This is a genomic window from Mycobacterium sp. ELW1 (assembly GCF_008329905.1).
GTDB lineage: Bacteria > Actinomycetota > Actinomycetes > Mycobacteriales > Mycobacteriaceae > Mycobacterium.
In genome coordinates this window covers 3,638,706-3,665,430 of the sequence record NZ_CP032155.1, presented here as the reverse complement: position 1 = coordinate 3,665,430, position 26,725 = coordinate 3,638,706, and the positions used below count along the sequence as shown (strand labels likewise).

Annotated in this window: 25 protein-coding genes; 13 read left to right on the top strand and 12 right to left on the bottom strand. The window is 67.5% G+C overall.

The window, feature by feature from the left end; genetic code table 11:
* Complete coding sequence (locus D3H54_RS17290; protein ID WP_149380094.1) at window positions 1–384, top strand: DUF1304 domain-containing protein; 384 nt, start codon at window positions 1–3, stop codon at window positions 382–384.
* Between the two features lie 25 nt (window positions 385–409).
* Here D3H54_RS17290 and D3H54_RS17285 read toward each other — a convergent pair whose 3' ends face one another.
* Both D3H54_RS17285 and car read right to left on the bottom strand, forming a co-directional pair.
* Window positions 410–1,495, bottom strand: a complete 1,086-nt coding sequence (locus D3H54_RS17285; protein WP_168214897.1) for a GGDEF domain-containing protein — start codon at window positions 1,493–1,495, stop codon at window positions 410–412.
* A gap of 171 nt (window positions 1,496–1,666) precedes the next feature.
* Window positions 1,667–5,161: a carboxylic acid reductase gene (gene car, locus D3H54_RS17280; protein WP_149380092.1), complete on the bottom strand. Its 3,495-nt coding sequence runs from the start codon at window positions 5,159–5,161 to the stop codon at window positions 1,667–1,669.
* Window positions 5,162–5,386: 225 nt separating this feature from the next.
* On the opposite strand from car, the gene D3H54_RS17275 reads away from it, so the two are divergent.
* Together D3H54_RS17275 and D3H54_RS17270 are read left to right on the top strand one after the other, a co-directional pair.
* Window positions 5,387–6,064, top strand: coding sequence for a hypothetical protein (locus tag D3H54_RS17275; RefSeq protein ID WP_149380091.1), 678 nt, complete (start codon window positions 5,387–5,389; stop codon window positions 6,062–6,064).
* A gap of 121 nt (window positions 6,065–6,185) precedes the next feature.
* A complete protein-coding gene (locus D3H54_RS17270; protein WP_149380090.1) occupies window positions 6,186–6,497 on the top strand; it encodes a hypothetical protein in 312 nt (103 codons plus the stop codon).
* Here D3H54_RS17270 and D3H54_RS17265 read toward each other — a convergent pair.
* The 3 genes from D3H54_RS17265 to D3H54_RS17255 form a co-directional block, all read right to left on the bottom strand.
* Window positions 6,469–7,896 (bottom strand): aminobutyraldehyde dehydrogenase, encoded by a 1,428-nt coding sequence (locus D3H54_RS17265; protein ID WP_149380089.1) that lies wholly within the window; start codon window positions 7,894–7,896, stop codon window positions 6,469–6,471. The genes D3H54_RS17270 and D3H54_RS17265 overlap by 29 nt on opposite strands.
* Window positions 7,893–9,236 (bottom strand): 4-aminobutyrate--2-oxoglutarate transaminase, encoded by a 1,344-nt coding sequence (gabT, locus tag D3H54_RS17260; protein WP_149380088.1) that lies wholly within the window; start codon window positions 9,234–9,236, stop codon window positions 7,893–7,895. The genes D3H54_RS17265 and gabT overlap by 4 nt, the downstream gene beginning before the upstream one ends.
* A 139-nt stretch (window positions 9,237–9,375) precedes the next feature.
* Window positions 9,376–10,071: a nitroreductase family protein gene (locus D3H54_RS17255; RefSeq protein ID WP_149380087.1), complete on the bottom strand. Its 696-nt coding sequence runs from the start codon at window positions 10,069–10,071 to the stop codon at window positions 9,376–9,378.
* Window positions 10,072–10,202: 131 nt separating this feature from the next.
* Between D3H54_RS17255 and yajC the strand changes: the two genes are divergently transcribed.
* The 6 genes from yajC to D3H54_RS17225 all read left to right on the top strand — a co-directional run bounded on the left by yajC (window position 10,203) and on the right by D3H54_RS17225 (window position 18,401).
* Window positions 10,203–10,538, top strand: a complete 336-nt coding sequence (gene yajC, locus D3H54_RS17250) for a preprotein translocase subunit YajC (protein WP_149380086.1) — start codon at window positions 10,203–10,205, stop codon at window positions 10,536–10,538.
* A 108-nt stretch (window positions 10,539–10,646) separates the two neighbouring features.
* Window positions 10,647–12,479, top strand: coding sequence for a protein translocase subunit SecD (secD, locus tag D3H54_RS17245; protein ID WP_149380085.1), 1,833 nt, complete (start codon window positions 10,647–10,649; stop codon window positions 12,477–12,479).
* Between the two features lie 5 nt (window positions 12,480–12,484).
* Window positions 12,485–13,756 carry a protein translocase subunit SecF gene (gene secF, locus D3H54_RS17240; protein WP_149380084.1) on the top strand — a complete coding sequence of 424 codons (1,272 nt, stop codon included), beginning with the start codon at window positions 12,485–12,487 and terminating at the stop codon, window positions 13,754–13,756.
* Between the two features lie 6 nt (window positions 13,757–13,762).
* Window positions 13,763–15,424, top strand: a complete 1,662-nt coding sequence (locus D3H54_RS17235) for an ABC transporter substrate-binding protein (protein ID WP_149380083.1) — start codon at window positions 13,763–13,765, stop codon at window positions 15,422–15,424.
* Window positions 15,421–15,954: an adenine phosphoribosyltransferase gene (locus tag D3H54_RS17230; protein ID WP_168214896.1), complete on the top strand. Its 534-nt coding sequence runs from the start codon at window positions 15,421–15,423 to the stop codon at window positions 15,952–15,954. Before D3H54_RS17235 ends, D3H54_RS17230 begins: the two co-directional genes overlap by 4 nt.
* A 95-nt stretch (window positions 15,955–16,049) precedes the next feature.
* The gene (locus D3H54_RS17225; RefSeq protein WP_149380081.1) at window positions 16,050–18,401 is read left to right on the top strand and encodes a RelA/SpoT family protein; all 2,352 of its coding nucleotides are present in this window, start codon (window positions 16,050–16,052) and stop codon (window positions 18,399–18,401) included.
* 16 nt (window positions 18,402–18,417) lie between these two features.
* Here the strand turns inward: D3H54_RS17225 and D3H54_RS17220 are convergent, their stop codons facing one another.
* A complete protein-coding gene (locus D3H54_RS17220) occupies window positions 18,418–18,702 on the bottom strand; it encodes a hypothetical protein (protein ID WP_149380080.1) in 285 nt (94 codons plus the stop codon).
* A 128-nt stretch (window positions 18,703–18,830) separates the two neighbouring features.
* Here D3H54_RS17220 and D3H54_RS17215 point away from each other — a divergent pair, with 128 nt between their 5' ends.
* Window positions 18,831–19,070, top strand: a complete 240-nt coding sequence (locus D3H54_RS17215) for a hypothetical protein (protein WP_149380079.1) — start codon at window positions 18,831–18,833, stop codon at window positions 19,068–19,070.
* A 9-nt stretch (window positions 19,071–19,079) separates the two neighbouring features.
* Here the strand turns inward: D3H54_RS17215 and D3H54_RS17210 are convergent, their stop codons facing one another.
* Window positions 19,080–20,069 (bottom strand): peptidylprolyl isomerase, encoded by a 990-nt coding sequence (locus D3H54_RS17210; RefSeq protein ID WP_149380078.1) that lies wholly within the window; start codon window positions 20,067–20,069, stop codon window positions 19,080–19,082.
* 71 nt (window positions 20,070–20,140) lie between these two features.
* Window positions 20,141–21,034 (bottom strand): peptidylprolyl isomerase, encoded by an 894-nt coding sequence (locus tag D3H54_RS17205; RefSeq protein WP_149380077.1) that lies wholly within the window; start codon window positions 21,032–21,034, stop codon window positions 20,141–20,143.
* A 107-nt stretch (window positions 21,035–21,141) separates the two neighbouring features.
* Between D3H54_RS17205 and D3H54_RS17200 the strand changes: the two genes are divergently transcribed.
* The gene (locus D3H54_RS17200) at window positions 21,142–21,810 is read left to right on the top strand and encodes an MBL fold metallo-hydrolase (protein ID WP_149380076.1); all 669 of its coding nucleotides are present in this window, start codon (window positions 21,142–21,144) and stop codon (window positions 21,808–21,810) included.
* The gene (gene hisS, locus D3H54_RS17195; protein ID WP_149380075.1) at window positions 21,807–23,066 is read left to right on the top strand and encodes a histidine--tRNA ligase; all 1,260 of its coding nucleotides are present in this window, start codon (window positions 21,807–21,809) and stop codon (window positions 23,064–23,066) included. The genes D3H54_RS17200 and hisS overlap by 4 nt, the downstream gene beginning before the upstream one ends.
* Before the next feature lie 34 nt (window positions 23,067–23,100).
* Here hisS and D3H54_RS17190 read toward each other — a convergent pair whose 3' ends face one another.
* Complete coding sequence (locus tag D3H54_RS17190; protein WP_158249003.1) at window positions 23,101–23,409, bottom strand: DUF732 domain-containing protein; 309 nt, start codon at window positions 23,407–23,409, stop codon at window positions 23,101–23,103.
* Between the two features lie 234 nt (window positions 23,410–23,643).
* On the opposite strand from D3H54_RS17190, the gene D3H54_RS17185 reads away from it, so the two are divergent.
* A complete protein-coding gene (locus D3H54_RS17185; protein ID WP_149380073.1) occupies window positions 23,644–24,087 on the top strand; it encodes a YbjN domain-containing protein in 444 nt (147 codons plus the stop codon).
* Here the strand turns inward: D3H54_RS17185 and D3H54_RS17180 are convergent.
* Genes D3H54_RS17180 through D3H54_RS17170 form a run of 3 tightly spaced genes read right to left on the bottom strand, consistent with a single transcriptional unit; the run spans window position 24,070 to window position 26,725 of the window.
* Window positions 24,070–25,104 carry a DUF2330 domain-containing protein gene (locus tag D3H54_RS17180; RefSeq protein ID WP_149380072.1) on the bottom strand — a complete coding sequence of 345 codons (1,035 nt, stop codon included), beginning with the start codon at window positions 25,102–25,104 and terminating at the stop codon, window positions 24,070–24,072. The two genes, D3H54_RS17185 and D3H54_RS17180, sit on opposite strands and share 18 nt — an antisense overlap.
* Before the next feature lie 11 nt (window positions 25,105–25,115).
* A complete protein-coding gene (locus D3H54_RS17175; RefSeq protein ID WP_149380071.1) occupies window positions 25,116–25,673 on the bottom strand; it encodes a cytochrome b in 558 nt (185 codons plus the stop codon).
* Complete coding sequence (locus tag D3H54_RS17170; RefSeq protein ID WP_149383587.1) at window positions 25,670–26,725, bottom strand: catalase family peroxidase; 1,056 nt, start codon at window positions 26,723–26,725, stop codon at window positions 25,670–25,672. The genes D3H54_RS17175 and D3H54_RS17170 overlap by 4 nt, the downstream gene beginning before the upstream one ends.

Here is a 26,725-nt window from a genome sequence, read left to right as displayed (position 1 = left end):
ATGATCATCGCCGCCTTGGTTTTCGCCGGCCTCGCCGCGCTGCTGCACGTCTACATCTTCACGATGGAGTCGTTGACCTGGACGTCGCCGCGCACCCGCAAGACGTTCGGCACCACCGCCGAGGAAGCCGAGACCACCAAACTGATGGCGCTCAACCAGGGTTTCTACAACCTGTTCCTGGCGATCGTCAGCATCGTGGGTATCGTCGCAATCACCTTGGGGCACACCGGGATCGGCGCTGCCCTGGTGTTCGCGGGTGTCGGTTCCATGCTCGCGGCGGCGGCAGTGCTGCTGGCGTCGGCCCCGGACAAGGCGCGGGCCGCGATCACCCAGGGGGCGTTCCCGTTGGTCGCGGTCGTGCTGTTGGCGATCGCGCTCGTCTGACCTTCGGGGCCCGCGTCCGATCGGACTACGCGGTGCTCGTCGCGGCCCGGTGGCGGATTTGGTTTCCGCCCGCCCGCTTGGCGTCGTACATAGCGGCATCGGCTGCGTCCACCAGCCCGGAGAGCGTCGCAATCGCGCCGCTGCCGATATCGCTCAGTGCGATCGATGCGACTCCGACGCTGGCGGTCACTCCGCCGGGCGCGGTCGCGACGGCCTTGCGGATGCGTTCGGCGGTGCGTTCGGCGTCGTCCGGCTCGATCAATTCGGCAATGAGGAACTCTTCACCGCCGAGACGGGCCACCACCGAATTCATGGCGCTGGCGCGGCGCAGGTTGTCCGCTACGGCGACCAGGACCACGTCGCCGTAGCCGTGGCCATGGGCGTCGTTGATCTGTTTGAACCCGTCCAGATCCACCAGAATCACGGCCAGCCACTGCGACTGCGCCCTGTCCGCGGCGACGATCAGCTTCAGCGCTGACTCGTCGTACCCGCGACGGTTGCGCAGCCCGGTGAGCGGATCGGTGTTCGACATCCTCGCGTCCAGGCTCAGCAGATGCAGGAGCAATTGACTTCCGAACGGCACAGCCAGCACCGCGATCAGCACACCGAGGACATGGCCGATCGCCATCGCGGTGTCACCGCCCGCGGCGATCCGTGCCCCGGCCAGGACGGTGGTGACGACCGCGTTCAGCAGCGTCGCCGCCAGCAGTCGACCGGAGTGGTACAGCCCGACGTATCCGGCGATGGGAGCGAAGGTGGCACACGCCAACAAGCCCGTGGCCGGCGTCCCGGCGATCAGGCACGCCAGGGTCACACCCACGTTGGCGCCGACGGCGAACAGCGCGGATTGACGGCGGCTCGGCCAGCCGACCACCCAGGTGGCCGCCCCGCCGAACGACAACGCCGACATCACGACCGCGGCAGTCCGGTGCACCTCACCCTGCGGACCCGACGGGCTGAACAACATCACCAAGGGGATGACCCCGAGGACGACGACGACCGACACGATCAGAATTCGGCTGAAGCGCAGCAGGTCGCGCGACGCAAGATACTCGGACAACCAGTCGTACTGGCCGGGTTGGTCCCACCACCGCCGAACCCACGCGGCCATGCCCACGTGCTTGTGCATATGCTCCCGAACCGGCCGCAGCCTGCCCCCCGAGGGCTGGAAGCCTCAGCGGATAGTACCCGCGCAGGCGGGTGTCCGTCGGGTAAGGGTCTTTGCAACCGAAACGACACCAGGATCGTCGATCGACGACCCTGGTGCCGGATGCCGCCCCGCTTACAGCAGACCGAGCAGCTGCAAGTCGGTGATGTACTTGACGATGACCTCCGCCGACACGTGCGGAATGTCCTTGTCCGGGCCGATCTTCGCGTCCTGGACCGCGGCGCGGAACCGCTCGGTCGGAGCGATCGATCCGCGGACCGGCCGTTCCGGGTGCTGGTAGTTGTGCAGCAGCGGCAGCAGCGAGTACTGACGCTGCCGGTCGGGCAGCGCCCGCATCGCCGTTTCGAACCGCTGCAGCCAGTCGCCGTAGTCCGCGATCCGCTGGATCGGGTAGCCCGCGTCGATCAGCCAGTCGACGAATTCGTCGAGCCCGAGGCCGTCATCGTAGGGATTCATGACGTGGTAGGTCTCGAACCCCTGGGTCACGTGCGCACCCAATGTGGAGATCGCCTCGGCGATGAACTCCACCGGCAGGCCGTCATAGTGCGCGCGCTGACGGTTGCCGTCGGCGTCGAGTTCGTAGAACGACGCCGGGGCGATGCCGGTGGCCACCAGGCTCAGCATCATCCGGGTGAACATGTCGGGCAGGTTGAGCTGGCCGCCATAGGTGGTGTCGGCGAGGATCATGTCGCAGCGGAACACCGAGACCGGTAGGCCGCACAGGTCGTTGGCCTCGCGCAGCAGCACCTCGCCGGCCCACTTGCTGTTGCCGTAACCGTTGGCGTACGAGTCGTCCACTGCCCGGGTCGCGCTGATCTCGCGGATGTCGCCGTCCTCGACGAAGCGTCCCGGCGCGATCCCCGCACCGACACCGATCGTCGACACGTAGACGAATGGCTTCTGCTTCGTGGTGAGTGCGATCCGGATGAGCTCGGCGGTACCGACAGCGTTGGGCCCGAACAACTCCCGGTAGGGCAGCACGTGGTTGACCAACGCGGCCGGGTCGACGATCAGGTCGACGGTGTCGGCCAGACGCTGCCACGTCGCCGGGTCGAGGCCGAGGTTCTCCTCACCTTTGTCGCCGGCGATGACCTCGAGGTGTTCGGCGGCCAGTTTCCGGTAGTGCGCCAGCAGCGTGGGATCGCCGCTGTCGAACGTGGCATCCAGCCGGGCGCGCGCGGAATCGTCATCCTTGGCGCGGACCAGGCAGATCACCTTGCCGTCCACCAGGTCCATCCGCTCGAGCCAATCCAGCGCCAGGTAACGGCCCAGGAATCCGGTTGCGCCGGTGAGTAATACGGTGCGGATTTCTTTCGCAGGGCCGGGCAGCTGCGGTGCGGCGGCCAGGGTGGCCGCGTCGATGAAGCGGTCCAGGGTCAGATCACTGGCATGCGCTTCTGTGGCCCCGGCGCCGTGGACCGAGGCGAATGTCGGGCGCTTGCTGCCCGAGCTGCGCTCGCTGTCGATGTAGCGTGCGATGGCCTGCAGGTCGTTGGCCGGGCTGACGATCACGCCCACCGGGACCTCGATGTCGAAGATCTCGTTCAGCAGGTTGGCGAATGTCAACGCCGACAGCGAGTCTCCGCCGAGATCGGTGAAATGTGCATCGGGCTGCAGGTCCGCTGCGGCGGCACCCAGCAGCGCGCCGGCGGCGCGCGTGATGGTCGCCAGCGCGGGGGCGTCGGCTCCGCTCTGTCGAAGCGCCCGCAGCTCGTCGGCCTGACCTTCGGCCAGATCGACGTAAAGCTGCTCGAGGGCCGAGCCGTAGCGTTCCTTCAGTCGCGGCCAGGCCAGCTTGCGGATGCCGGTCAGCAGACCGTTCTCCACGGTGAAAGGTGTTGTCTCGAGCAGGAAGTCACGCGGGATCTCGTAGGACTGCAGCCGTGCGCTGCGCGCGGCATCCTGCAGCGAGTCGGCGATCAGTGCCTTGAGCTCGGCCGCGTCATGGCCGGCCACTGCCTCGGCGGTAGGCACCACGACGGCCAGCAGGTAGGGCCGGGCGCTGTTGCCGTACAAGTAGATCTGGTGCACCAGCGGGCTGCGGCCGAACGCGGCCTCCAGCTTGGAGACCGTGACGAACTCGCCCTGCGACAGCTTGAGCACGTTGTTGCGGCGGTCCACATACTGCAGATGGTCAGGCGCGGTCTCGGCAACGATGTCGCCGGTTCGGTAGAAGCCGTCCTCATCGAACATCGCGGCGGTGACCTCGGGGCGCTTGTAATAGCCCGGGAACAGCTGCGTCGACTTCACCAACAGCTCGCCGCGCGGATGCGGCAGGTCGGTACCGAAATACCCAAGCTCCGGCACATCGACCAGCTTGTAGTCGGTCACCGGTGGGCGGCGCACCATACCGTCGACGAACACCGCGCCGGCCTCGGTGGAGCCGTAGCCCTCGACCAGGTGCATGTCGAGGAACTTCTCGACCCACTCCTTGAGTTCCGGTGCGATCGGCGCCGAGCCGGTGAGCGCGGAGACGAACCGGTCACCGAGCAGGCTGGCGCGCTTCTCCGCCAGTACCTCGGCCTCGGTGGCCTCGCCTGCGCGGCGGTCGACGTCGCTTTGCACTTCTTGATGGATCATGTCCCACACCCGGGGAACGAGGTTCAGCTGCGTCGGGCGGGTCAATGCCAAGTCCTCGAGGAACGTCGACAGATCGGGCCGTGCAGCGAAATAGACTGTGCCACCGGTGCTCAACGCTCCGTACAGCGCGCCGCGGCCCATCACGTGGCTCATCGGCATGAAGCTCAGCACGATCGACGGGTAGGCGCCCTGTTTGTCGTCCCAATGCGCCGCGGCGGCCAGCCACATGTCGGCGACCTTGGACGCCGGGTACATCGCCCCCTTCGGGGCGCCGGTGCTTCCGGAGGTGTAGATCAGCACAGCCAGCGGGTCATCCCCGGCGTTGTCCACGGTGACAGCGGAACCACCTGAGCCGCGGGCGATCTCGTCGGCGAGGGTGGTCACGGCGACATCGGTTCCGGTCAGGCGGTCCCGGGCGGCGGCCAACGCGTCGCGCTGATCGTCGACCTCCGGGCGATAGTCGAAGACCACGAGGCTTTGTGGTGCCGGGCCCGCGAGAACGAGCTCGACGGCGTCATCCAGGTTGTCGATGCTCGAGGCCACCACCACGGGTTCGGTCTCGGCGATGATCGGCGTCAGCGCGGCCGCGCCGGCACTGGTCTGCAGCGGAACGGATACCGCGCCGAGCTGCGTCAGCGCGAGGTCGATGGTCGTGTAGTCCACACTGGTGAACCCCAGGATCGCGACGCGGTCGCCCACGGCGACGGGGTCGGCGGACCAGGCTCCGGCGACGGCCTGCACCCGGTCCCACAGCTGGCGGTAGGTGATGGTGTCGAACGCCGGTGTCAGCTCGGCGGTGGTGCGATGGGTGTGCGGATCCTCGACGAATCGCACCGCGCGCTGGCCCACGGCGGGGCGGTCGGCGTAGCCGTCGAGAACGGTCTTGATGATGGCGGACAGGGGCAAACCGGGTTGGCTGGCGGCTGCGGTCACCTGGGGATCGGGCGCGGCCGCAGCGAACTGCGGGTCGGTGGCGTAGAGATCGGCAACGCGCTGCTCAAACCGGGCTTCGCGAGTATCAGTCGGCATGACGAGACTCCATCGATGAACTAGAGAAAGAAGATTGGCGGGCGCTTCGTTGCGCCCAAATAAAACTACGTTAGCAAAACTAACGTTATTCCTCGGTCACGGTTGATGCTAGAAACCAGTCCTGTGAACTTGCTCTCTGTCCGCCGCCTCAGCTCCGTTAGAGGCCTGCGACACACGGGTACCCGTCCCTCATCTCGGGATAGACCCTTGAGTCAAGGAGGCGTCATGAAAGACGTGGACACCCGTCTGGATCCGCGCGCGGGCCGGATGGAGATCGCCCGCAGCCGCGGTGCGGCCAGTGGATTTCTGCTCGTAGTGCTGGGGCTCTGGGGAGCGTTGATTCCGTTCGTCGGGCCGTACTTCGACTTCGCCTACGACCCGGACACACCATGGACCTGGACCTCGGCCCGCGGCTGGCTCGAGGTTCTGCCCGGCGCGGTCGCGGTCATCGGCGGAGTGCTGTTGTTGATGTCGCGCAACCGGGCGACGGCTCTGCTCGGCGGCTGGCTGGCCGTCATCGCCGGCGCCTGGTTCGTGATCGGCCGGCTCTTCGCCAGCCCCTGGGGTCTGGGCGACTTCGGCGCACCGGTGGCCAGCAGCACGGCCGGCCAGGTCGCACTCGAGCTGGCGTTCTGGAGCGGGCTCGGCGCACTGATCATCTTCTTCGGGGCGATGGCATTGGGACGGGTATCGGTGCACAGCGTGCGCGACGTGCGCTACGCGACGCGGCCGGTGGTCGCCGAACCCGTTGCCGCCGAGCCGGTTGCCGTGGCCACGACGACTGAGCCGGTCGTCGAGGGGCATCATCGCCGGGCCGGCGACGTCGTCGAGGAGGAGCCACGCCGTCGTCGCGGCTTGCGCGACATGTTCGGCAGATCTCGCCGGACTCCCGTCGCGCACTAGAAATTAGGTTGAGCGCCATCCACCGCCCATCCGGTGCGGTGGGTGGCGCGTAACCCGTATCACTGTGCGATGTCCGCCACAACTGATGGGATCCAGCGGCATTCGGGACACAGTGGTAGTCATGGCCGAAACGTTCGTTCCCGACGCCGACTTCACCCGGATTGCCGACATCTGCACCGCGTTGGGTGTGCCGGACGACGATCGGGTGCTGTTCTGGCGATGGGCCGACGAACTGCCCGGCGGCCGGGCCATCGACGAATTGAATCATTACCTTGACGTTCTCATCGCCGAACGGTGCCGGCGAACGACCGACGACGAACTCGGCCGGCTCGTCATGTCGGGCCTGACCGACGACCAGATCCGCTGCCGTGTCGCCGAACTGGTGACGAATCCCGACGCGCGGCTCAGCCGGTGTAGGCCATCACGTGCTTGATGCGGGTGTAGTCCTCTAAGCCGTACATCGACAGATCCTTGCCGTGGCCTGACGACTTGAAGCCGCCGTGCGGCATCTCGGCGACCAGCGGGATGTGCGTGTTGATCCACACGCACCCGAAATCCAGCACATTGGACACCCGAAGCGCCCGCGACACGTCCGACGTCCACACCGACGAGGCCAGACCGTATTCCACGCCATTGGCCCAGCGGAGAGCCTCATCCTCGTCGGCGAAAGACTGCACGGTGATCACCGGCCCGAAGATCTCCTCCTGGACGTGCCGGTCCTCCTGGCGCAGGCCGCCGATGACGGTTGGCTCGATGTAGAAACCCTTGTCGCCCTGGCGGTTTCCGCCTGCTGCGACGGTCGCGTGAGCCGGAACGTCGGACAGGAACCCCAGCACCCGGTCGAGCTGATTGGTGTTGTTGACCGGCGGCACCCAGGCATCCTCGTCGTCGGCGGCGCGTCCGAACGTCGTGGCAGCGGCCTTGGCCTGTTCGGCCAGTGCCGCGGTGAGGTCCTCGGCGACGCCCGCGCGGGCCAGCACCCGGGTGGCCGCGGTGCAGTCCTGGCCGGCGTTGAAGTAGCCGGCCGTCGCGATTCCCTCTGCGGCGGCGGCGATGTCGGCGTCGTCGAACACGATCACCGGCGCTTTGCCGCCGAGTTCGAGGTGGGTTCGTTTGAGGTGTCCGCCGGCGCTGACCGCGACCGCGCGCCCCGCGGCGACCGATCCGGTGATCGACACCATCTGCGGGGTCGGATGCGCGACGACGCCGGCGCCGGTCACCCGGTCACCGCACACGACGTTGAGCACACCGGGCCCGAAGTGCCTGGCGGCGATCTCGGCCAGCATCACCGTGGTGACGGGGGTGGTGTCACTGGGTTTGAGCACGACGGTGTTGCCGGCGGCGATGGCGGGGCAGAACTTCCAGATCGCCATCATCATCGGGTAGTTCCAGGGCGCGACCTGCCCGATCACCCCGACCGGCTCACGACGGATCCACGAGGTGTGGTCGGCCAGGTATTCGCCCGCCGACTTGCCCTCCAGAATCCTTGCCGCACCGGCAAAGAACCGGATCTGGTCGAGCATCGGAGGGATCTCTTCGGCCATTGTGACGTGGTTGGGCTTGCCGGTGTTGCGCCCCTCGGCGGCAACCAGGCTTTCCGCATGCTTCTCAACATCGTCGGCGAAATCCAGCAGTGCCTTCTGCCGCTGTGAGGGCGTGGTGCGCTTCCATTCGGCGAACGCCCGGCTCGCCGCGGCGTATGCATTGTCGATGTCCTGTTCAGTGGAAATCGGTGCGGTGCCGTACTTTTCGCCGGTGGACGGGTCGACGATCGGCATCGTCGCCCCGCTCACCGAGTCGACGAGCTCGCCGTCGATGAAGTTCTGCGTCATCGGAGGCCGGCGAGAATCTCAGCCAGCACGTCGAGTCCCTCGGTCAACAGCTCGTCGCTGATCGCCAGCGGCGGCAGGAAGCGCAGCACATTGCCGTACGTCCCACAGGTCAGCACCACCACACCCTGGGTGTGCGCGGTGGCCGCCAGCGTTTTGGCGAGCTCCGGATCCGGTTCGGCGGTACCGGATTTCACCAACTCGACGGCGATCATCGCGCCCCGGCCACGGACGTCACCGATGCGGTCGTCGTCGGCCTGCATCCGGCCGAGCTTGTCCTTCATCACCGCTTCGATCTGCTTGGCCCGATCCACCAGGCCGTCGAGTTCGATGGTCTCGATGGTGGCCAGCGCGGCCGCACAGGCCAGGGGATTGCCGCCGTAGGTGCCACCGAGGCCGCTGACATGCGGGGCGTCCATGATCTCGGCGCGCCCGGTCACCGCCGAGAGCGGCAGACCGTCGGCGATGCCCTTGGCCGTCACGATCAGATCCGGCTCGATGCCCTCGTCCTCGCAGGCGAACATCGTGCCGGTGCGGGCGAACCCGGTCTGGACCTCGTCGGCGATGAACACCACGTTGTTCTCCGAACACCACGCCCGAAGCGTCGGCAGGAACCCGGGGGCGGGAACGATGAAGCCGCCTTCACCCTGGATCGGCTCGATGATGACCGCGGCCAGATTGGCCGCGCCGATCTGCTTGTCGATGATGTTCAGTGCCCGCTCGGCGGCCAGTTCGCCGTCGGTGGCCCATTCCTTGTCGATCAGCCCGTCGCGGAAGGGGTAGGAGAGTGGGGCGCGATAGATCTCGGGGGCGAAGGGGCCGAACCCGCTCTTGTAGGGCATCGACTTCGCGGTCAGCGCCATCGTCAGGTTGGTGCGCCCGTGGTAGGCGTGGTCGAAGGCCACCACCGCGGTCTTGCGGGTGTAGGAGCGGGCGATCTTGACGGCGTTCTCCACGGCTTCGGATCCGGAGTTGAACAGCGCGGAGCGTTTCTCGTAGGAGCCGGGGGTGAGCCGGTTGAGGTGCTCGGCGACGGCGACGTACTCCTCATAGGGCGTCACCATGAAGCAGGTGTGGGTGAAGTCGGCGACCTGCGCCTGCACGGCTTCGACCACCCGCGGCGACGCGTTGCCGATCGTCGTGACCGCGATGCCCGAGCCGAGGTCGATCAAGCGGTTGCCGTCGACGTCTTCGATGATTCCGCCACCGGCCCGCGCGGTGAAGACGGGCATCGTGACGCCGACGCCGTGCGACACCGCGGCGACCCTGCGCTTGCTCAGTTCGATGGACCCGGGGCCGGGAATCTCGGTGACGAGTTTGCGGCTCTGCTCGAGGGTGGTCACTTTCGGTCTCCTAGACGAGGGCTGGCGCGACGAGGGCATTCCGAGCCTAGTCGCGTGACAGCGCGATGCAACTGAAAACTTAGCCTCAAGGCCTATTGGGCAATGGATTACGTCGCTGGCGGGTACGTAATCAACGCAATCAGTCGGAGCTGACTGCGGGGAAGGGTGTGCCGTCCAGCCGGTCGATCGTGGTGAACGACTCCACCGGCTGGCGGGTCAGCCGTCTGACCTGGCGAACCGGGTGGCCCAGCGCGATCACCGCCGCAAGCGCCAACGGTCCCTCGGCGCCGAGTAGGCGCTTGACCTCGTCTTCCTCCCTGATGAGCATCGTGGTCAGCACGCCGCCCATCCCTTCTGCGCGAGCGGCCAGCAGGATGTTCCACGCGAACGGATAGACCGAGGCGCCGCCGGCCAGTGAATAGCGGTCGAGGTCTCGGTCGACGGCGGCCAGCTGGGACAGGTCGGCGAACAGTGCCAGCAGCACGGGAACCTCGTCGAGGTGGGCGGCCAATCCGCTCGCCGCGGCCTGCTCGGCCTGCCCGGTGCCGGCGGCCAGGGCGGACGTCTCGGCGGCGGGGTCGTTCACCGGTGACCACGGCCGCAGCCCGGCCGCGGTGAGGGCCAGATACTCCACCCACGGCCGGCGATACAGATCGCGCAGACGGGCCCGGATCTCCGGATCCTTGACCACGACCAGGCGCCAGGCCTGCGCATTGGCGCCGCTGGGGGCGAAGCGCGCGGTGTCGAGGATGCGTCCCAGCACGGCGTCGTCGACCGGTTCGTCGGTGAACTCGCGCACCGACCCGGTGCTGCGCAGGGCATCAATCAGGTCCATCCGACCATCTTCCACCGGCGGTGGCGGTCCACGCCGGACCGGCGCAATGGCACACTGGTCAGCTATGAACCCCGTGACCTGATGGTCGCGGCGCGCTGAACCCGGCATCCGATACGAAAGATTGTTCCGCCATGGACCTGCTCGTCTTCCTGCCCCTGATCATCATCATGGGCGCATTCATGTACTTCGCCTCCCGGCGTCAGCGCAAGGCCATGCAGGCCACCATCGACCTGCACGAGTCCTTGTCTGTCGGCGACCGGGTGCACACCACCTCCGGCCTTCAGGCCACGATCACCGCGATCACCGACGACACCGTCGACCTCGAGATCGCCCCTGGTGTCGTGACCACCTGGATGAAGCTGGCCATCCGCGACCGCATCGAGGATGAGGCCGACGACACCGACGACGAGACAAGTGAGGCCACCGAGCTCACGGAGTCCGACGCGGACCGCCTGACCAAAGACTGATCGCCAGGCTCGCCACGTACCCTCTAGCGGGAGTTGAAGAGGACCGCATCCGCGGGACGCGGCACAACGACCCAGCGGGTCGCGGCACAACCTAGGAGAGACAACAACGTGGCATCGTCTTCAGCGCCGGTGCATCCTTACCGATGGCTGGCGCTGTTCCTGGTCTTGCTCATCGGGGTGTACCTGCTGGTCTTCCTCACCGGAGACAAACGCTCCAGCCCCAAGCTGGGCATCGACCTGCAGGGCGGAACCCGCGTCACCCTGACTGCGCGCACCCCGGACGGCTCCCGTCCAACCCGCGACGCGCTGAACCAGGCTCAGCAGATCATCGGCGCCCGCGTCAACGGCCTGGGTGTCTCGGGCTCGGAAGTCGTGATCGACGGCGACAACCTCGTCATCACCGTTCCCGGTAACGATGGCAACGAGGCCCGCAACCTGGGTCAGACCGCCCGGCTGTTCATCCGACCGGTGATCGGTCAGCCGATCCCGGTCGAGGCCATCAAGCAGCAGATGCAGGCGGCGGGCGTGCCCGGCGCCGGCGGGCCCGGAGGTCCGGTGCCGGCACCGGCACCCGGCGCACCGCCAGCGGGAGCGCCGGCCCCCGGAGCACCGCCACCCGCGGCCGGTGAGCCGGCCGCCCCACCGCCGGCGGCACCCGCGCCCGCGCCACAGCCGCGTCCCTACCCGGAAGAGCCGGCGCCGTCACCCACTCCCGCACCGCCCGCGCCTGCACCTAGCCAGCCGCCGACGGCTGCCCCGGCGCCGCCCGCCCCCGGGCAGCCGGCCCCGCCCGCGCAGCCGGCCCCGCCGGACCCGCGCAAGGACCTGGCCGCGCGCATCAGCTTCGAGAAGCAACTGCGGCAGAGCACCAACCAGAACCTGCTGCTGATCGCGGTGCAGTACATGGCGGGCAAGTGCGACCAGCCGGACATCCTGGCCGGTAACGACGACCCCAACCTGCCGCTGGTCGCGTGCTCGCAGGACCACAAGTACATCTACGTGCTGGACAAGTCGATCATCAGCGGTGACCAGATCAAGGACGCCACCTCGGGCATGGACCAGCAGAGCGGCGCCTACGTCGTCAACGTGGAGTTCAAGGAGCAGGCGTCGACCACGTGGGCGGACTTCACCGCCGCCAACATCGGCACCCAGACGGCGTTCACGCTGGACTCCCAGGTGGTCAGCGCCCCGCAGATCCGCGAGGCGATCCCGGGCGGGCGTACCCAGATCAGCGGCGGCAACCCGCCGTTCACCGCCGACACCGCCAAACAACTGGCCAACGTACTGAAGTACGGCTCGCTGCCGTTGTCCTTCGAATCCTCGGAGGCTGAAACCGTTTCGGCGACACTGGGATTGGCATCGCTTCGGGCGGGCCTGATCGCGGGCGCCATCGGCTTGGGCCTGGTGTTGCTGTACTCGCTGCTCTACTACCGAGTGCTGGGACTGTTGACGGCGCTGTCGCTCGTCGCCTCCGGCGCCATGGTGTTCGGCATCCTGGTGTTGCTCGGCAGATACATCAACTACACCCTCGACTTGGCCGGTATCGCCGGTCTGATCATCGGTATCGGCACGACCGCCGACTCGTTCGTGGTGTTCTTCGAACGCATCAAGGACGAGATCCGAGAAGGGCGGTCGTTCCGCTCGGCGGTGCCACGCGGTTGGGCTCGCGCACGTAAGACGATTCTGTCCGGCAACGCGGTCACCTTCCTGGCCGCCGCGGTGCTGTACTTCCTGGCCGTCGGCCAGGTGAAGGGCTTCGCGTTCACCCTCGGCCTGACGACGATCCTCGACGTTGTGGTGGTGTTCCTGGTGACCTGGCCGCTGGTCTACCTGGCGTCGAAGTCGCCGACGATGGCCAAACCGGCGTTCAACGGTCTCGGCGCGGTGCAGCAGATCGCCCGAGAACGGCGAGCCGCCGCCACTGCGACGGGACGGAGGTAACTCCCATGGCTGAGAAAACCACCGAGGACGCTGCGGACGTCGCCGAATCCACCGCCGTCGAAGCGCCGGACCTGGAAGCAGCCGGCAGCGGCGCGCCCAAGCACGGCTTCTTCGTCCGCCTCTACACCGGCACCGGTGCCTTCGAAGTCATCGGCAAACGCAAGCTCTGGTATGCCATCAGCGGGCTGATCGTCCTGCTCTGCATCGCCAGCATCGCGATCAAGGGCTTCACCTTCGGTATCGATTTCGAGGGCGGCACCAAGGTCGGCATGCCGGTCGCCGGCCAGAACGGCACCGCGACCACCCAGCAGGTGGAAAACGTCTTCTCCAAGACGCTGGGCAAGGCGCCGGAGTCCGTGGTGCTGGTCGGCAACGGCAGCTCCGCCACGGTGCAGATCCGCTCGGAGGCGCTGACCAACCAGCAGACCGAGCAATTGCGTGACGCGCTGTTCGAGGCGTTCAAGCCGAAGGCCGGCAATGGTCAGCCCGATAAATCGACCATCAGCGACTCGGCGGTCTCGGAGACCTGGGGCGACCAGATCACCAAGAAGGCGCTGATCGCGCTCGCGGTGTTCTTGGTGCTCGCGGCGATTTACATCACCTTCCGCTACGAGCGCTACATGGCGATGTCGGCATTGCTGACGCTGGTGTTCGACCTCGTCGTCACAGCGGGGGTGTACTCGATCGTCGGTTTCGAGGTCACGCCGGCGACGGTGATCGGTCTGCTCACAATTCTGGGCTTCTCGCTGTACGACACGGTCATCGTGTTCGACAAGGTGGAGGAGAACACCCACGGGTTCGAGCACACCACCCGAAGAACGTTCGCCGAACAGGCGAACCTCGCGGTGAACCAGACCTTCATGCGATCGATCAACACCAGCCTCATCTCGGTGCTGCCGATCATCGCGCTGATCGTGGTCGCGGTGTGGCTGCTCGGTGTCGGCACGCTGATGGATCTGGCGCTGGTGCAGCTGGTCGGTGTCATCGTCGGCACCTACTCGTCGATCTTCTTCGCGACCCCGCTGTTGGTGACGCTGCGCGAGCGCACCGATCTGGTGCGCACGCACACCCGCCGGGTGCTCAACCGCCGCAAGCCGTCCCCGACGGCCAGCGACGTCGTCACCGGGGGAGCCGCCGATCTGGACGAGGCCGCCGGCGCGGTCCCGGCCGAAGCGGCCATCGGGGGGACTCCCGCGGTCGGCAACAAGCCCACGCCGGGTGCCCGTCCGGCCCGCCCGGGCCGGCCGACGGGCAAACGCAGCCCCCGCGGGCGATAGCGCGCCATGGCAGTCAGGCGCCGGCGCGCCGCCGCTGTCGCAGTGGCCGCTGTCCTGGGGGTGCTCGCGCCGAGCGTCCTGACGTCATGTTCGGGTAGCCCTGCGGATCAGATCAACTACGCCGTCGACGGCATGTTGCTCAGCTACAACACCAACACGGTGCGCGGGGCGGCCTCGGCGGGTCCGCAGGCCTTCGCGCGGGTGCTCACCGGCTTCAATTTCCACGGGCCCGACGGCCAGGTGCTGGCCGATCACGACTTCGGGTCGGTGTCGGTGGTGGGTCGCGATCCGCTGGTGCTGGACTACCAGATCGCCGACAACGCCGTGTATTCCGACGGCAAGCCGGTGACCTGTGACGACATGGTGCTGGCGTGGGCGGCGCAGTCGGGGCGGTTCCCGGCGTTCGACGCCGCCAGCCGCGCCGGCTACCTGGACATCGACACCGTCGACTGCCAGCCGGGCCAGAAGAAGGCCCGGGTCACGTACTTTCCGGGCCGCGCCGTCACGGACTACCTGCAGCTGTTCACCGCCACCTCGATGATGCCGTCGCATGTGCTCGGCGACGTCCTGGGAGTCGACGTCACCCGGACTATCCAGGGCGGCGACCCCGCCGCCATCGACCGCATCGCCCAGGCGTGGAACTCGGTGTGGGACCTCAAACCCGGCCTGAATGCCGACGACCTCAAACGCTTCCCGTCGTCGGGTCCGTACAAGATCGACGCTGTTCTGCCGGAAGGCGCCGTGGTGCTCACGGCCAACGACCGCTGGTGGGGCGCCAAGCCGATCACCAAGCGGATCACGGTGTGGCCGCGCGGTGTCGACGTACAGGACCGCATCAACAGTGGCACGTTCCAGGTGGTCGACGTAGCGACCGGATCGTCGGGCACACTGACCACCCCCGACAGCTACGACCGTCGCGAGCTGCCGTCCGGTGGCATCGAGCAGCTGATCTTCGCCCCGGACGGACCACTGGCCGCGACGCCGGCCCGCCGCGCGGTGGCGCTCTGCACGCCGCGTGACCTGATCGCGTTGAACGCCGAGACGCCGATCTCGAATGCCCGCCTCAACCCCGCCAACGACGACGCCTTCAGCGGTATCGAGGGGGCGGCGATCGGCCCCCAGTTCGGTGCGGCCAACCCCGACGCCGCCCGCGATGCGCTCGGCGGCCAGCCGCTGACCGTGCGGATCGGCTACCAGGCGCCCAATCCGCGGCTGGCAGCCACCGTCGGCGCGATCACTAAGTCATGCGAGGCCGCTGGCATCACCGTCGTCGATGCGACGTCGGATTCGGCGGGTCCGCAGGCGCTGCGTGACGGCAAGCTCGACGTCCTGCTGGCCAGCACCGGCGGCGCGACGGGCAGCGGCTCGACCGGGTCGTCGGCGCTGGATGCCTACACGCTGTTCGCCGGCAACGGCAACAACCTGCCGCGGTACTCCAATCCGCAGATCGACGGCATCATCTCGGCGCTGGCCATCACGTCGGATTCGAAGGAACAGGCCAGGTTGCTGGCCGACAGTTCGCCCATTCTGTGGGGCGACATGCCGACCCTGCCGCTGTACCGTCAGCAGCGCACGGTGCTGGTGTCGAAGAAGATGTACGCCGTCGAAGGCAATCCCACCAAGTGGGGTGCGGGCTGGAACATGGACAGGTGGGTGTTCGAGAAGTGACGTCTCGCGAAGCGGTGGTCGACGTCCTCAAGGCACTCACCCGGGAGGTACCGGATTTCCCGGAGCCGGGCATCCAGTTCAAGGACCTCACCCCGGTGCTGGCCGACAGGCACGGTCTGGCCGTCATCACCGCCGCGATGGCCGAGATCGCCGAGGGCGCCGATCTGGTGGCTGGCATCGATGCCCGCGGCTTCCTGCTCGGCGGGGCGGTCGCCCATCGGCTCGGTATCGGTGTGCTGGCTGTCCGCAAAGGCGGGAAGCTTCCTCCGCCGGTGTACAGCGAGACCTACACGCTGGAATACGGCACGGCGACATTGGAGATCCCGGCTGAGGGGATCGAGTTGTCCGGTCGGCGCGTCGTCATCATCGACGACGTGCTCGCCACCGGCGGAACCCTGGCCGCTGCCGCAGCGTTGCTCGCAGCCGGTGGTGCGGAGGTGCCCGCCGCCGCGGTGGTGCTGGAACTGCCTGGGCTCGGCGGGCGCGAGAAGGTGGCGCCGCTGCAGGTGACCAGCCTGCAGACCATCTGAGCCGGACGGGATCAGGGCGGACCGGCCACGCCCGGCACTCGGCTGTGGACGGGGAGATATCCTCGAAGTCGGTCCTGGTGGCGAGGAGGTGCGGCATGGCAGACGACAATGTTTCGCTGACCGCCGCGCCGGCGCCGGTTTCCGACGTCCCGCCCGCCGAGCCGCGGGCCGAGACCCCCAAAACCACCAGCAGTGCATCGCGGCGGGTCCGCGCCCGGCTTGCACGGCGGATGACATCGCAGCGCAGCACCGTCAACCCGGTCCTCGAACCGCTGGTGGCAGTTCACCGGGAGTTCTACCCCAAGGCCGATCTGGCGATCCTGCAGCGCGCCTACGAGGTGGCCGAGGCCAAGCACGCCGATCAGCTGCGCCGTTCCGGCGACCCCTACATCACCCACCCGCTGGCCGTCGCGAACATCCTCGCCGAACTCGGCATGGACACCATCACGCTGGTGGCCGCGTTGCTGCACGACACCGTGGAGGACACCGGTTACGCCATGGAGGCGTTGACCGCCGACTTCGGCGAAGAAGTCGCCCACCTGGTGGACGGGGTGACCAAGCTGGACAAGGTCGCGCTGGGCACCGCCGCCGAGGGCGAGACCATCCGCAAGATGATCATCGCGATGGCGCGCGATCCGCGGGTGTTGGTCATCAAGGTCGCCGACCGGCTGCACAACATGCGCACCATGCGGTTCCTGCCGCCGGAGAAGCAGGCCCGCAAAGCCCGCGAGACGCTGGAAGTGATTGCCCCCCTTGCCCATCGACTGGGCATGGCCACGGTCAAGTGGGAGCTCGAGGATCTCTCGTTCGCGATCCTGCACCCGAAGCGATACGAAGAGATCGTCCGGCTGGTCGCCGACCGCGCGCCGTCGCGGGACACCTATCTGGCCAAGGTTCGCGTCGAGATCAACAGCGCTCTGTCGGGGATGAAGATCGTCGCCAGCGTCGAGGGCAGGCCGAAGCACTACTGGTCGATCTACCAGAAGATGATCGTCAAGGGCCGCGACTTCGACGACATCCACGACCTGGTCGGTGTGCGGATCCTCTGTGAGGAGATCCGCGACTGCTACGCCGCTGTCGGCGTTGTGCATTCGCTGTGGCAGCCGATGCCCGGCCGGTTCAAGGACTACATCGCCCAGCCCCGGTTCGGGGTGTACCAGTCGCTGCACACCACGGTCGTCGGACCGGAGGGTAAGCCGCTGGAGGTGCAGATCCGCACCCGCGACATGCACGACACCGCGGAGTTCGGCATCGCGGCGCACTGGCGCTACAAGGAATCCAAGGGCCGCAACGGTGTTCCGCACCCGCACAGCGCCGCCGAGATCGACGAGACAGCCTGGATGCGTCAGCTTCTGGACTGGCAGCGGGAAGCCGCCGACCCCGGCGAGTTCCTGGAGTCGCTGCGCTACGACCTTGCGGTGCAAGAGATCTTCGTGTTCACGCCGAAGGGCGACGTGGTTACCCTGCCGGCCGGCTCGACACCGGTGGACTTCGCCTACGCGGTACACACCGAAGTCGGCCACCGCTGCATCGGCGCCCGGGTCGACGGCCGCCTGGTAGCGCTGGAACGCAAGCTCGAAAACGGCGAGCGGGTGGAGGTTTTCACCTCCAAGGCCCCCAACGCCGGGCCGTCGCGCGACTGGCAGGGCTTCGTGGTGTCCCCGCGAGCCAAGGCCAAGATCCGGCAGTGGTTCGCCAAGGAGCGCCGCGACGAGGCGCTGGAGGCCGGCAAGGACTCGATCGCACGCGAAGTGCGCCGAGGCGGGCTGCCTTTGCAGAAACTGGTCAACGGTGAGGCGATGGCGGCACTGGCCCAGGAACTGCGGTATGCCGACGTCTCGGCGCTGTACACCGCGGTCGGGGAGGGTCACGTATCGCCGCGGCACGTCGTGCAACGGTTGGTGGCGCGGCTCGGCGGTGCCGAGAGTGCCGAGGACGAGCTCGCCGAGCGTTCCACGCCTGCGACCATGCCGGTGCGTCAGCGCAGCAGCGACGACACCGGGGTCGCAGTGCCCGGTGCGACCGGGGTGCTGACCAAGCTGGCCAAGTGCTGCACTCCGGTTCCCGGCGACAACATCATGGGCTTCGTCACCCGGGGTGGCGGGGTCAGTGTGCACCGCACCGACTGCACCAATGCCGCGTCCCTGCAACAACAGTCGGAACGCATCATCGAAGTCACATGGGCGCCGTCACCGACCTCGGTGTTCCTGGTGGCCATCCAGGTCGAGGCCCTCGACCGGCACCGGCTACTCTCCGATGTCACGAGGGTGCTGGCCGACGAACGCGTCAACATCCTGTCGGCGTCGGTCACCACATCCAACGATCGAGTTGCGGTGAGCCGCTTCACTTTCGAGATGGGTGATCCCAAGCATCTCGGCCATGTACTCAACGCGGTCCGCAACATCGAGGGTGTCTACGACGTATATCGGGTGACCAGCGCGGCCTGATCGGCAGACCAGCCGATTACGGCCCGCCGTTGACGTACCAGGACAGGCAGCCGGGATGGTCGTGGCAGGCGATGATCGCGGTGGCATCGGGAGCGGCCCCACGGATGTGCGGCTGAGTCGACGGCAGGCTGCAGCTCTTCAGGTACGGATTCCACGGCATCACGCCGTCGTAGCAGCCCTGCGCGACGGGCGTGGCCTGGGCGGGCGCGGTGTCCAGCAGCGCGGTGGGTGCGAGTAGGAAGGCGGCTGCGGCCAGCGCGCCAAGGGCAACACGAACAATTCTTTGCAGGCTAACGGTCATAACGTGTTGTCCAACGTGTCTGCGCCGCAGATTATTTCGTCGGCGACAGCGGAATATCCGACGGGCACAACGATCTTGTACCCATACGTGTTGTCAGGTGCCAAGACCTACTTGGAAAGAGATTGACTATGAAGCACTTTCACGTGTTGTCCACCACTATCGGGGCCGGTGCCCTGGTTTCCCTCGGAGTCTTCGCCGCGGTCGCGGCCGATCCGCAGACATCCGATTCATTCATCAGTTCGGAGATGTCGACCGGGGTCACGGTCACCCAGTCGCCGGATCAGCCCAAGGGCCAGCTTCCCGCCGCGACACCCGCGATCAAGGGGCCGGCGCCGCTGCCGACCGAAGAGCAGGGCCTGCCCGGCTGAGGTCCGGGGTCAGTTCAGCCGGATCGACTTGATCGTGACCGGCCTGGCCGGCTTGCCGTCGTCAGAACCGCCGGCGATGCCGGTGGCGGCGATGTCGTCGATGACGCCGAAACCGGTCTTGTCAACCTGGCCGAACGCCGTGTAGGTCGGGGGCAGCATCGAGTCGCGGTAGACGATGAAGAACTGGCTGCCGTTGGTGTCCGGCCCGGCGTTGGCCATGGCCAGGGTCCCGCGCGGATACTTCACCGCCTGTCGCAGCGCCGGATCGAACGGGCGGAACTGGTTCGTCGGATACTCGTTGGCGAACCGGTATCCGGGCCCGCCCGTCCCTTGCCCGGTCGGGTCGCCGCACTGGAGCACCGACAGTGACGGCATGTCCGTCAGCCGGTGACATGGCGTGTTGTCGAAGTAGTTCTGCCGGACCAGGCTTTCGAAGCTGTTCACCGTGCACGGCGCTTTGGCGTTGTCGAGGTGGACGACGATCGGACCGGCGTTGGTGACGACTGTCGCGTCGACCGTCGCCGGCGTGATCGGCGTCTTGCCGGCGACCGGCGGCTTGACCGGCTTGTCGGCCGGGGTCGCCGTAGCCGGGTACTGGCAGTTCGCGCCGAGGGTGGCCGGGGGATTGAACGGCGGAAGCTGTCCGCTGCCGCCGGGGATGGTGCGCGGGATGCCGGCCCCGCCGGTCTTCTCCAGCTCCCGGCCCATCCACGAGAAGAACGCCACCCCGGCGACGATCACGACGATGCTCAACACGGTCACCAGGTAGCTGATCACCAGCCCGGCGATCGCCAGTCCCCGGCCGTCCTCGCCGGACTTCTTGATCTGCGACAGCGAGACGTGGCCGAAGATGATGCCGAGCGGCGCGAACACGAACGCGCAGATCAGCGAGGCAATCGCCATCCCGTTGGTCGGCTTCGGCGCCGGATAGGGATACGGACCGGGCCTGTACGGCGAACCGTACGGCGGCGGCGGGTAGTAGGGCGGAGGCTGGCTCATGCGGTCCTCTCGCAGGCTCGGGTCCCGCATATCCGCGGTTGATTCGCTCCGCGAGCGTCGCTCATGGCCGGCTAGTCCAGCAGGATCGACTTGATCCGCACGTCGGTTGCCGGCTTGCCGTCCTGACCGCCGCCGGCGACACCGGCCGCCGCGATCTTGTCCAGCGTCGCCAGGCCGGTCGCATCGATGGTGCCGAACGCGGTGTAGTTGGGCGGCAACTGCGAATCCTTGTAGACCAGGAAGAACTGGCTGCCGTTGGTGCCCGGGCCGGCATTGGCCATGGCCAGCGTGCCGCGCGGATAGGTCACCGGCTGCTGCAGTGCAGGGTCATTCGCGGGGTACTGGTCGGTGGGGTATTCGTTGGCGAACTGGTAGCCGGGGCCGCCGGTGCCACTGCCGGTCGGGTCGCCGCACTGCAGCACCGACAGCGACGGCGAGGTGGTCAGCCGGTGGCAGGGGGTGTCGTTGAAGTACCCCTTCTGCGCCAGGCTGGCGAAGCTGTTGACCGTGCACGGGGTCTTCGCGTTGTCCAGCACCAGGCCGAGGTTGCCCTCATTGGTGCTCATGCTGGCGGTCACCGTCGGCGGGCTGGTGGGCACCTTGCCGCTGCGGGGTGCGTCGACCTTCTTGGCAGCCGGCTCGGGCGAGGCGGGGTACTGGCAGTTGGCGCCCAGGTTCGCGGCGGCCTTGAACGGCGGCAGACCCCCGGTGGCCGGGGGACTCGTGGATGGACCGCCGCCGGCGTCGACCGGGGCGGTGCTGGTGGCGCCCGACGCGGTCTTGGTGTCCTTGCTGTCCTTGTTGGTCAACACGAACGTGGCGATCAGGGCTGCAGCCACGGCGATCGCGACCACGCCGCCGATCACGACAAACAACCGTTGGCGCTTCTCCTGTTGAGCGCGGCGCTCCAGCTGCCGCTCGAGCTTGCGCTTGGCCGTCGCACGTCGTTGTTCGTTGGTGGGCACCGTGATGATCCTCCGTTGAGATCGGGTGAGTCGGCACCGAGTGTGCCAGTTGATGCTGAAGCAAGGGGGCACGACCCTCGCCAACAGGGGATGGGAAACTGGACAACGTGTTACTCACCGGGTTCCCGGCGGGCATGTTGGCATGCAATTGCTACGTGCTGGCCCCACGCGCCGGGGCCGACGCGATCGTCGTCGACCCGGGGCAGCGCGCTTTTGCCACGCTGCGCCGCATCCTCGACGAGAACCGGCTGACCCCGGCTGCCGTTCTGCTCACCCACGGGCACATCGACCACATCTGGTCGGCGCAGAAGGTGGGCGATACTTTCGGCTGCCCGGTGTACATCCACCCCAAGGACCGCTTCATGCTCGCCGATCCGATCCGCGGGTTCGGGCCGCGACTCGGCCAGATCGCGCTGGGCGCGCTGTTCCGCGAGCCCAGGCAGGTCGTCGAATTGGACCGCGACGGGGACAAGATCGAACTCGGTGGCATCACGGTGACCGTCGATCACACGCCCGGTCACACCAAGGGGTCGGTGGTGTTCCGAGTCGATCGGGCCTCCGGACGCGACCCGATGGCCTTCACCGGTGACACCTTGTTCAAACAGAGCGTCGGCCGCACGGACCTGCCGGGCGGAAGCGGGAGAGATCTCCTGAGCTCGATCGTCGACAAACTGCTGGTGCTCGATGACGACACCCTGGTATTACCGGGGCACGGTGAATCCACCACCATCGGTCTCGAACGCCGTACCAACCCATTTCTCGAAGGTTTGAAGTGAGCGAATTCCAGGCGCCCAAGGGTGTCCCTGACTACCTGCCGCCCGACTCCGCCGAGTTCGTCGCGGTCCGCGACGGTCTCTTACGGTCCGCCCGGCTGGCCGGCTACGGCGACGTCGAGCTGCCGATCTTCGAGGACACCGCGCTGTTCGCCCGCGGGGTGGGCGAATCCACCGACGTGGTCTCTAAGGAGATGTACACCTTCGCCGACCGCGGCGAGCGATCGGTGACGCTGCGCCCCGAGGGCACGGCCGGAGTGATGCGCGCGGTCATCGAGCACGGTCTGGACCGCGGGGCCCTGCCGGTCAAGCTCTGCTACGCGGGCCCGTTCTTCCGCTACGAGCGCCCGCAGGCCGGTCGTTACCGGCAGCTGCAGCAGGTCGGGGTCGAGGCCATCGGCGTCGACGATCCGGCGCTGGACGCCGAGGTGATCGCGGTCGCCGATGCCGGTTTCCGGTCATTGGGACTGGACGGCTTCCGCCTGGAGATCACCTCGTTGGGCGACGACAGCTGCCGGCCGCAGTACCGGGAGTTGCTGCAGGAGTTCCTGTTCACGCTCGACCTGGATGAGGACACCCGGCGCCGAGCGGAGATCAACCCGCTGCGGGTGCTCGACGACAAGCGGCCGGCGATGCGCGAGGCGACCGCCGACGCGCCGGTGATGCTCGACCATCTGTCCGATGGGGCCAAGCAGCACTTCGAGACCGTGCTGGCGCATCTCGACGCGCTCGGCGTGCGGTACGTGGTCAACCCGCGGATGGTGCGTGGCCTGGACTACTACACCAAGACCACATTCGAGTTCGTACACGACGGCCTCGGCGCGCAATCCGGGATCGGTGGCGGCGGCCGATACGACGGGTTGATGAGCCAGCTCGGCGGCCAGGATCTGTCGGGAATCGGGTTCGGGCTCGGCGTGGACCGGACCGTTCTGGCGCTACGGGCCGAGGGTAAGACGGTCGGAAACCCAAGCCGCTGCGACGTTTTCGGGGTGCCGCTGGGCGAGCAGGCCAAGTTGGTGGTGGCAACGCTGGCGGCGGCTCTGCGCGCCGAGGGCGTGCGCGTCGACCTGGCGTATGGCGACCGCGGGCTGAAGGGAGCGATGCGTGCCGCTGATCGCTCAGGCGCGCGCATCGCCGTGGTGGCAGGCGACCGGGACATCGAGGCCGGCACCGTGGGCGTCAAAGATCTCGCGACCGGCGCGCAGGTCGATATCCCCGTCGATTCGCTTGTCGCAGAAGTGATTACGCGGCTGGCCTAGAACAGGCCAGCCGCGCTCTCGGTTCGTACTTGTGTCAGCCGGCGGGGCACAGATCGGTTTTGGCGAAGTTGATCGCCGCATCCGCCTGAGCGTGACTGATTTGACCTGAGTTCTTGAAGTAGGTCTGCGACAGCTCGTTCGGGTCTGCACCCTGCGCGAGCGCCGAACAGATGGTGTGACCATCGGCGATCAGCGCCGCCTGGTCGCCGGCGATACCGGCGCTGGTCAGATCCTTGATGTAATCGGCCTCGGCGTTGGTGATCGCCCAGGCTGACGGCGCGCCGGCCAGCGCGATAGCTCCGGCGGCAGCAGCCGCCGTCAACAAACCTTTGATCATTGTCATGTCCCTAATGTGCATTGGAGTTACTGCTGCGGCAGAAGTTACTAGATTCTCAGCACACGTGCAGGGAAAGCACAAACATTTTAGGCACGACTCATCACGCCGGTATCTCGGCGCGAACACAAATGAATTCACGTTGTCGGCAGTGCACCCCTATTTAACCAATTCTCACCAGATTCTTGGCGCAACCTTGGCTGATCTGGGAACCGTGTCGTTTGTGCGGTCCGTTGGACAGACATGAACACCGCGATCGGCGCCGAGGTCATTGAGGGCTATGTGAACAGCCGCCAATTGCGGTATTTCTGCGGCCACCACGATGACGAGATTTTCTTTCTCGTGAACGCCTACCACGGTCGCCTGCATGTGCACTTGCAGCCGAGCGGGTCCGCGGTTCACATCACCATCACCGCGGAGCGCTATTACCCGGCCGATCACCGGGCCGGGGTCGCGGCGTTGGTGCAGCAATGGAACGGCGCCGACACCCACGCCACCGCCACGGTGTTCCCGTCCTCCGACCCACGGTTGATCGGTGTGGTCGCCGAGCGGCGCTATCACGCCACAGACGGCGACTTCGGGCCCTTCGTCGATCAGACGGTCCAGTCGGCGATCGATTTGTTCGGCCGGCTGGGCGCCACGGTGGCGTTGTCGCCCGGCGGTACGCATCTACTCGACGCCGGCTGAGCGCCGATAGCGGCGGTACCAGATCAACCCGCCCGCGGCGGCCAGCACCACGACGACCGCCGATGCGCTCAACGCCACCAGCAACGCACCGAGGTCGGCACCACCGTCGGGGCGGCCGATGACGCGCTGGTACGGATCGTCGTTCGGAGCCGGGGTGAAGACGAAATCTGTTGTGATCGAGGATGGTTCGGCGATCGTTGTCGAGATCTTGGTCAGGTAGGGACTCGTGGCGCTCAACTCGGTCAGCGCGGGATCGCTGGTGCGGCCACTGATCGACCCGGCGTAGTCGACCGTGACATCCTGACGGGCGGCGTCACCGTCGACGCGTTGCATCCGGTGCTGGGCCAGTGTGTAGATCACGACCCGCTGAGTCTCCTTGGCGGCAGCCGACATCCGCATCGGGTACACCATGCGGTCGGAGGTGAAGTCGAACCGCACCGGGTCGAGCTGACCGGACAGCGGCGCATCGCCGGTGAGCCGCATCGCCACGAACGACCAACCCTGCCCGAGGTACGCCTCGAGCCGGCCGAGGACCTCGGGGCGCATACGGTAGCCGTTGGAGTCCAGCCACCGTCGCACGCCGGTGAGGTCACCCCCCGTTAGTGTGGTCGCCTCCAGCGGCCCCAGTTGCACCCGCGCGACCACGGTCGGTGCGGCACCGGGGACGGCGCCGGCCTCGTCGCGACCGCTGTGTCCGGTTCCGCCGCGCTCCATGCGCGGGGCGGTGAGCCGTTCCAGTTCGCTGAACAGTCCGGGGTCGGCCGCACTCGCGGTGGCCGGCGTCGGGGTGGGCACGATCAGCGCTGCGTTGTCGGCCACCGACTGCAGATCCAGGCGCATGACAATGGTCTCGGCGGCGCCGTCGAAGGCGACCAGGCTCTGTTCGCCGGTCACCCGGGCATCCAGATCTGGGCTGACGATGCCGCCGCAGGCGCACGCGCCCGCTGTCGCTCCGGGAGTGGCGACCAGCATCCCCGCGGCCAGGACTGCCGCACCCATCATCAGCACGGGTCGCATCACGGCTCCTGTCAGTCGGCGGGTTCCGCTTCCTCGCGCCGGCCACCGAAGGTCATCCGGCTCAGCATCCGGTCGCGCAGCGTCAGCGTATGCAACAGCACCGCGGCGACGTGCGCGGCGATCGCAGCCACCAGCAGGTAGGCGAGTACCGAGTGGGTCTGGCGCAGCAGGAAGAACAGGTCGGCATCGAACGGCGCGATCCGCGGCAGTGGCACGAAACCGAACAGCACCACCGGCCGGCCGCTTGCCGACACCATCGCCCACCCCACCAGCGGCTGAGCCAGAAGCAGGACGTACAGCCCGACCTCGGAGCCGACCACCAGCAGCTGCTCGACGGACCCCACGGTGGCCGGCAGCGGCGGGGTGCGGTGGGTGAAGCGGTTGGCCGCCCGGAACACCACGACGATCAGGATCAGCACCCCGAGCGTCACGTGCGCACCCACCAGAGCGCCGTAACCGCCCAGCGAGTTGACCATCACGAACCCGATGAACAGTGCGCTGAACACCAGGGCGGCGGTCAGCCAGTGCAGGATTCGGGTGCGGACCGGGTAGCGCTCGACCGGCGTCATGCCCCGACCTCGTTGACCTGGACCGCCGACGGCGACGTCGGTTCCCCGGTGCGCTGGCGGTAGGACGCCGCATAGACGGCGCTGCGGGCGGACAGCAGAGGGTCCTCGGAGGGTTCGATGCCGTCGGGCAACACCAGCGGATCGAAGTTGATGTCGCGGGCGTTACCCGGTGCCTCGGTCGCCGCGGAGGTGAGGGTGAGCGTGCCGACCTCGACGCTGGGCCGGTCCTCCGGCCACGGCAGGGTGGGGTCGGTCAGCGGGTCGCCCGGGCCCGCGACGGTGATGAGCAGACGCCAGCGAAGCGGCCCGTCGCGCAGCTGGCGCACCACCGCGTCGAACAATCCGTTGGGGTCGCCGGATCGTGGTGCGGGTGCGCCCTGCTGCGGTATGAGCGACCACCGCACCGCTGAACGGACGCCTGCATCGTTGACGAAATAGAACGTGTTGAGACCGCGAAAGGTGCTGTCACCGAAGCCGGCTGACGGCGGGTGCTTCTTGATGATCGCCATGGCGGCCGCGGTTTCGGGGTGGTCGGTCAGGAACGCCTTCATCGCGGCGGGGTCGGGCGCTTTGGTGCCGGGGACGACCTTGGATGCGAGCAACCGGTCATAGAACCCGCGCGCTGAATTGTCCGGGAACACCGGCAGGTTCAGCATCGCGGTGCGCCATTGCCCGCTGTCGGGGAACCCGAACGCCAGCCCCAGGCCGCGGGCCGCACCCGGGGTGTCGGAGACGTGGGGGTCACCTCCGGCGAGCGAGAACCGGCCGACGACGGGCACCTGTCCCTGTCGGAACACGGTGGCGCGGCTGAGCTGTGCGCCGCTGCCGTTGCTCTCGAAATACCCGGTGACGACGACGCCTTTGGCATGGTTCTTGCGGAAGCCGAGCTGGCGTCCGTAGACGCTGAGGAACCCGTCGAGGAACGTTTTACGGGGGGACTCGGACCCGATCCATTTGTTGGCGTAGGCCACGGCGCCGAGATCGACGGCCAGGAACGCGCCGACGGCCCCGAGCCCGACCAGAATCGATCGGCGGTTGACGGCGGTGTTCAT

Coding starts and splice junctions, on each gene's coding strand:
- D3H54_RS17290 (WP_149380094.1), top strand. CDS start 1: ATGATCATCGCCGCCTTGGTTTTCGCCGGCCTCGCCGCGCTGCTGCAC.
- D3H54_RS17285 (WP_168214897.1), bottom strand. CDS start 1,495: ATGGCCGCGTGGGTTCGGCGGTGGTGGGACCAACCCGGCCAGTACGAC.
- car (WP_149380092.1), bottom strand. CDS start 5,161: ATGCCGACTGATACTCGCGAAGCCCGGTTTGAGCAGCGCGTTGCCGAT.
- D3H54_RS17275 (WP_149380091.1), top strand. CDS start 5,387: ATGAAAGACGTGGACACCCGTCTGGATCCGCGCGCGGGCCGGATGGAG.
- D3H54_RS17270 (WP_149380090.1), top strand. CDS start 6,186: ATGGCCGAAACGTTCGTTCCCGACGCCGACTTCACCCGGATTGCCGAC.
- D3H54_RS17265 (WP_149380089.1), bottom strand. CDS start 7,896: ATGACGCAGAACTTCATCGACGGCGAGCTCGTCGACTCGGTGAGCGGG.
- D3H54_RS17255 (WP_149380087.1), bottom strand. CDS start 10,071: ATGGACCTGATTGATGCCCTGCGCAGCACCGGGTCGGTGCGCGAGTTC.
- yajC (WP_149380086.1), top strand. CDS start 10,203: ATGGACCTGCTCGTCTTCCTGCCCCTGATCATCATCATGGGCGCATTC.
- secF (WP_149380084.1), top strand. CDS start 12,485: ATGGCTGAGAAAACCACCGAGGACGCTGCGGACGTCGCCGAATCCACC.
- D3H54_RS17235 (WP_149380083.1), top strand. CDS start 13,763: ATGGCAGTCAGGCGCCGGCGCGCCGCCGCTGTCGCAGTGGCCGCTGTC.
- D3H54_RS17225 (WP_149380081.1), top strand. CDS start 16,050: ATGGCAGACGACAATGTTTCGCTGACCGCCGCGCCGGCGCCGGTTTCC.
- D3H54_RS17220 (WP_149380080.1), bottom strand. CDS start 18,702: ATGACCGTTAGCCTGCAAAGAATTGTTCGTGTTGCCCTTGGCGCGCTG.
- D3H54_RS17215 (WP_149380079.1), top strand. CDS start 18,831: ATGAAGCACTTTCACGTGTTGTCCACCACTATCGGGGCCGGTGCCCTG.
- D3H54_RS17210 (WP_149380078.1), bottom strand. CDS start 20,069: ATGAGCCAGCCTCCGCCCTACTACCCGCCGCCGCCGTACGGTTCGCCG.
- D3H54_RS17190 (WP_158249003.1), bottom strand. CDS start 23,409: ATGACAATGATCAAAGGTTTGTTGACGGCGGCTGCTGCCGCCGGAGCT.
- D3H54_RS17185 (WP_149380073.1), top strand. CDS start 23,644: ATGAACACCGCGATCGGCGCCGAGGTCATTGAGGGCTATGTGAACAGC.
- D3H54_RS17180 (WP_149380072.1), bottom strand. CDS start 25,104: ATGCGACCCGTGCTGATGATGGGTGCGGCAGTCCTGGCCGCGGGGATG.
- D3H54_RS17175 (WP_149380071.1), bottom strand. CDS start 25,673: ATGACGCCGGTCGAGCGCTACCCGGTCCGCACCCGAATCCTGCACTGG.
- D3H54_RS17170 (WP_149383587.1), bottom strand. CDS start 26,725: ATGAACACCGCCGTCAACCGCCGATCGATTCTGGTCGGGCTCGGGGCC.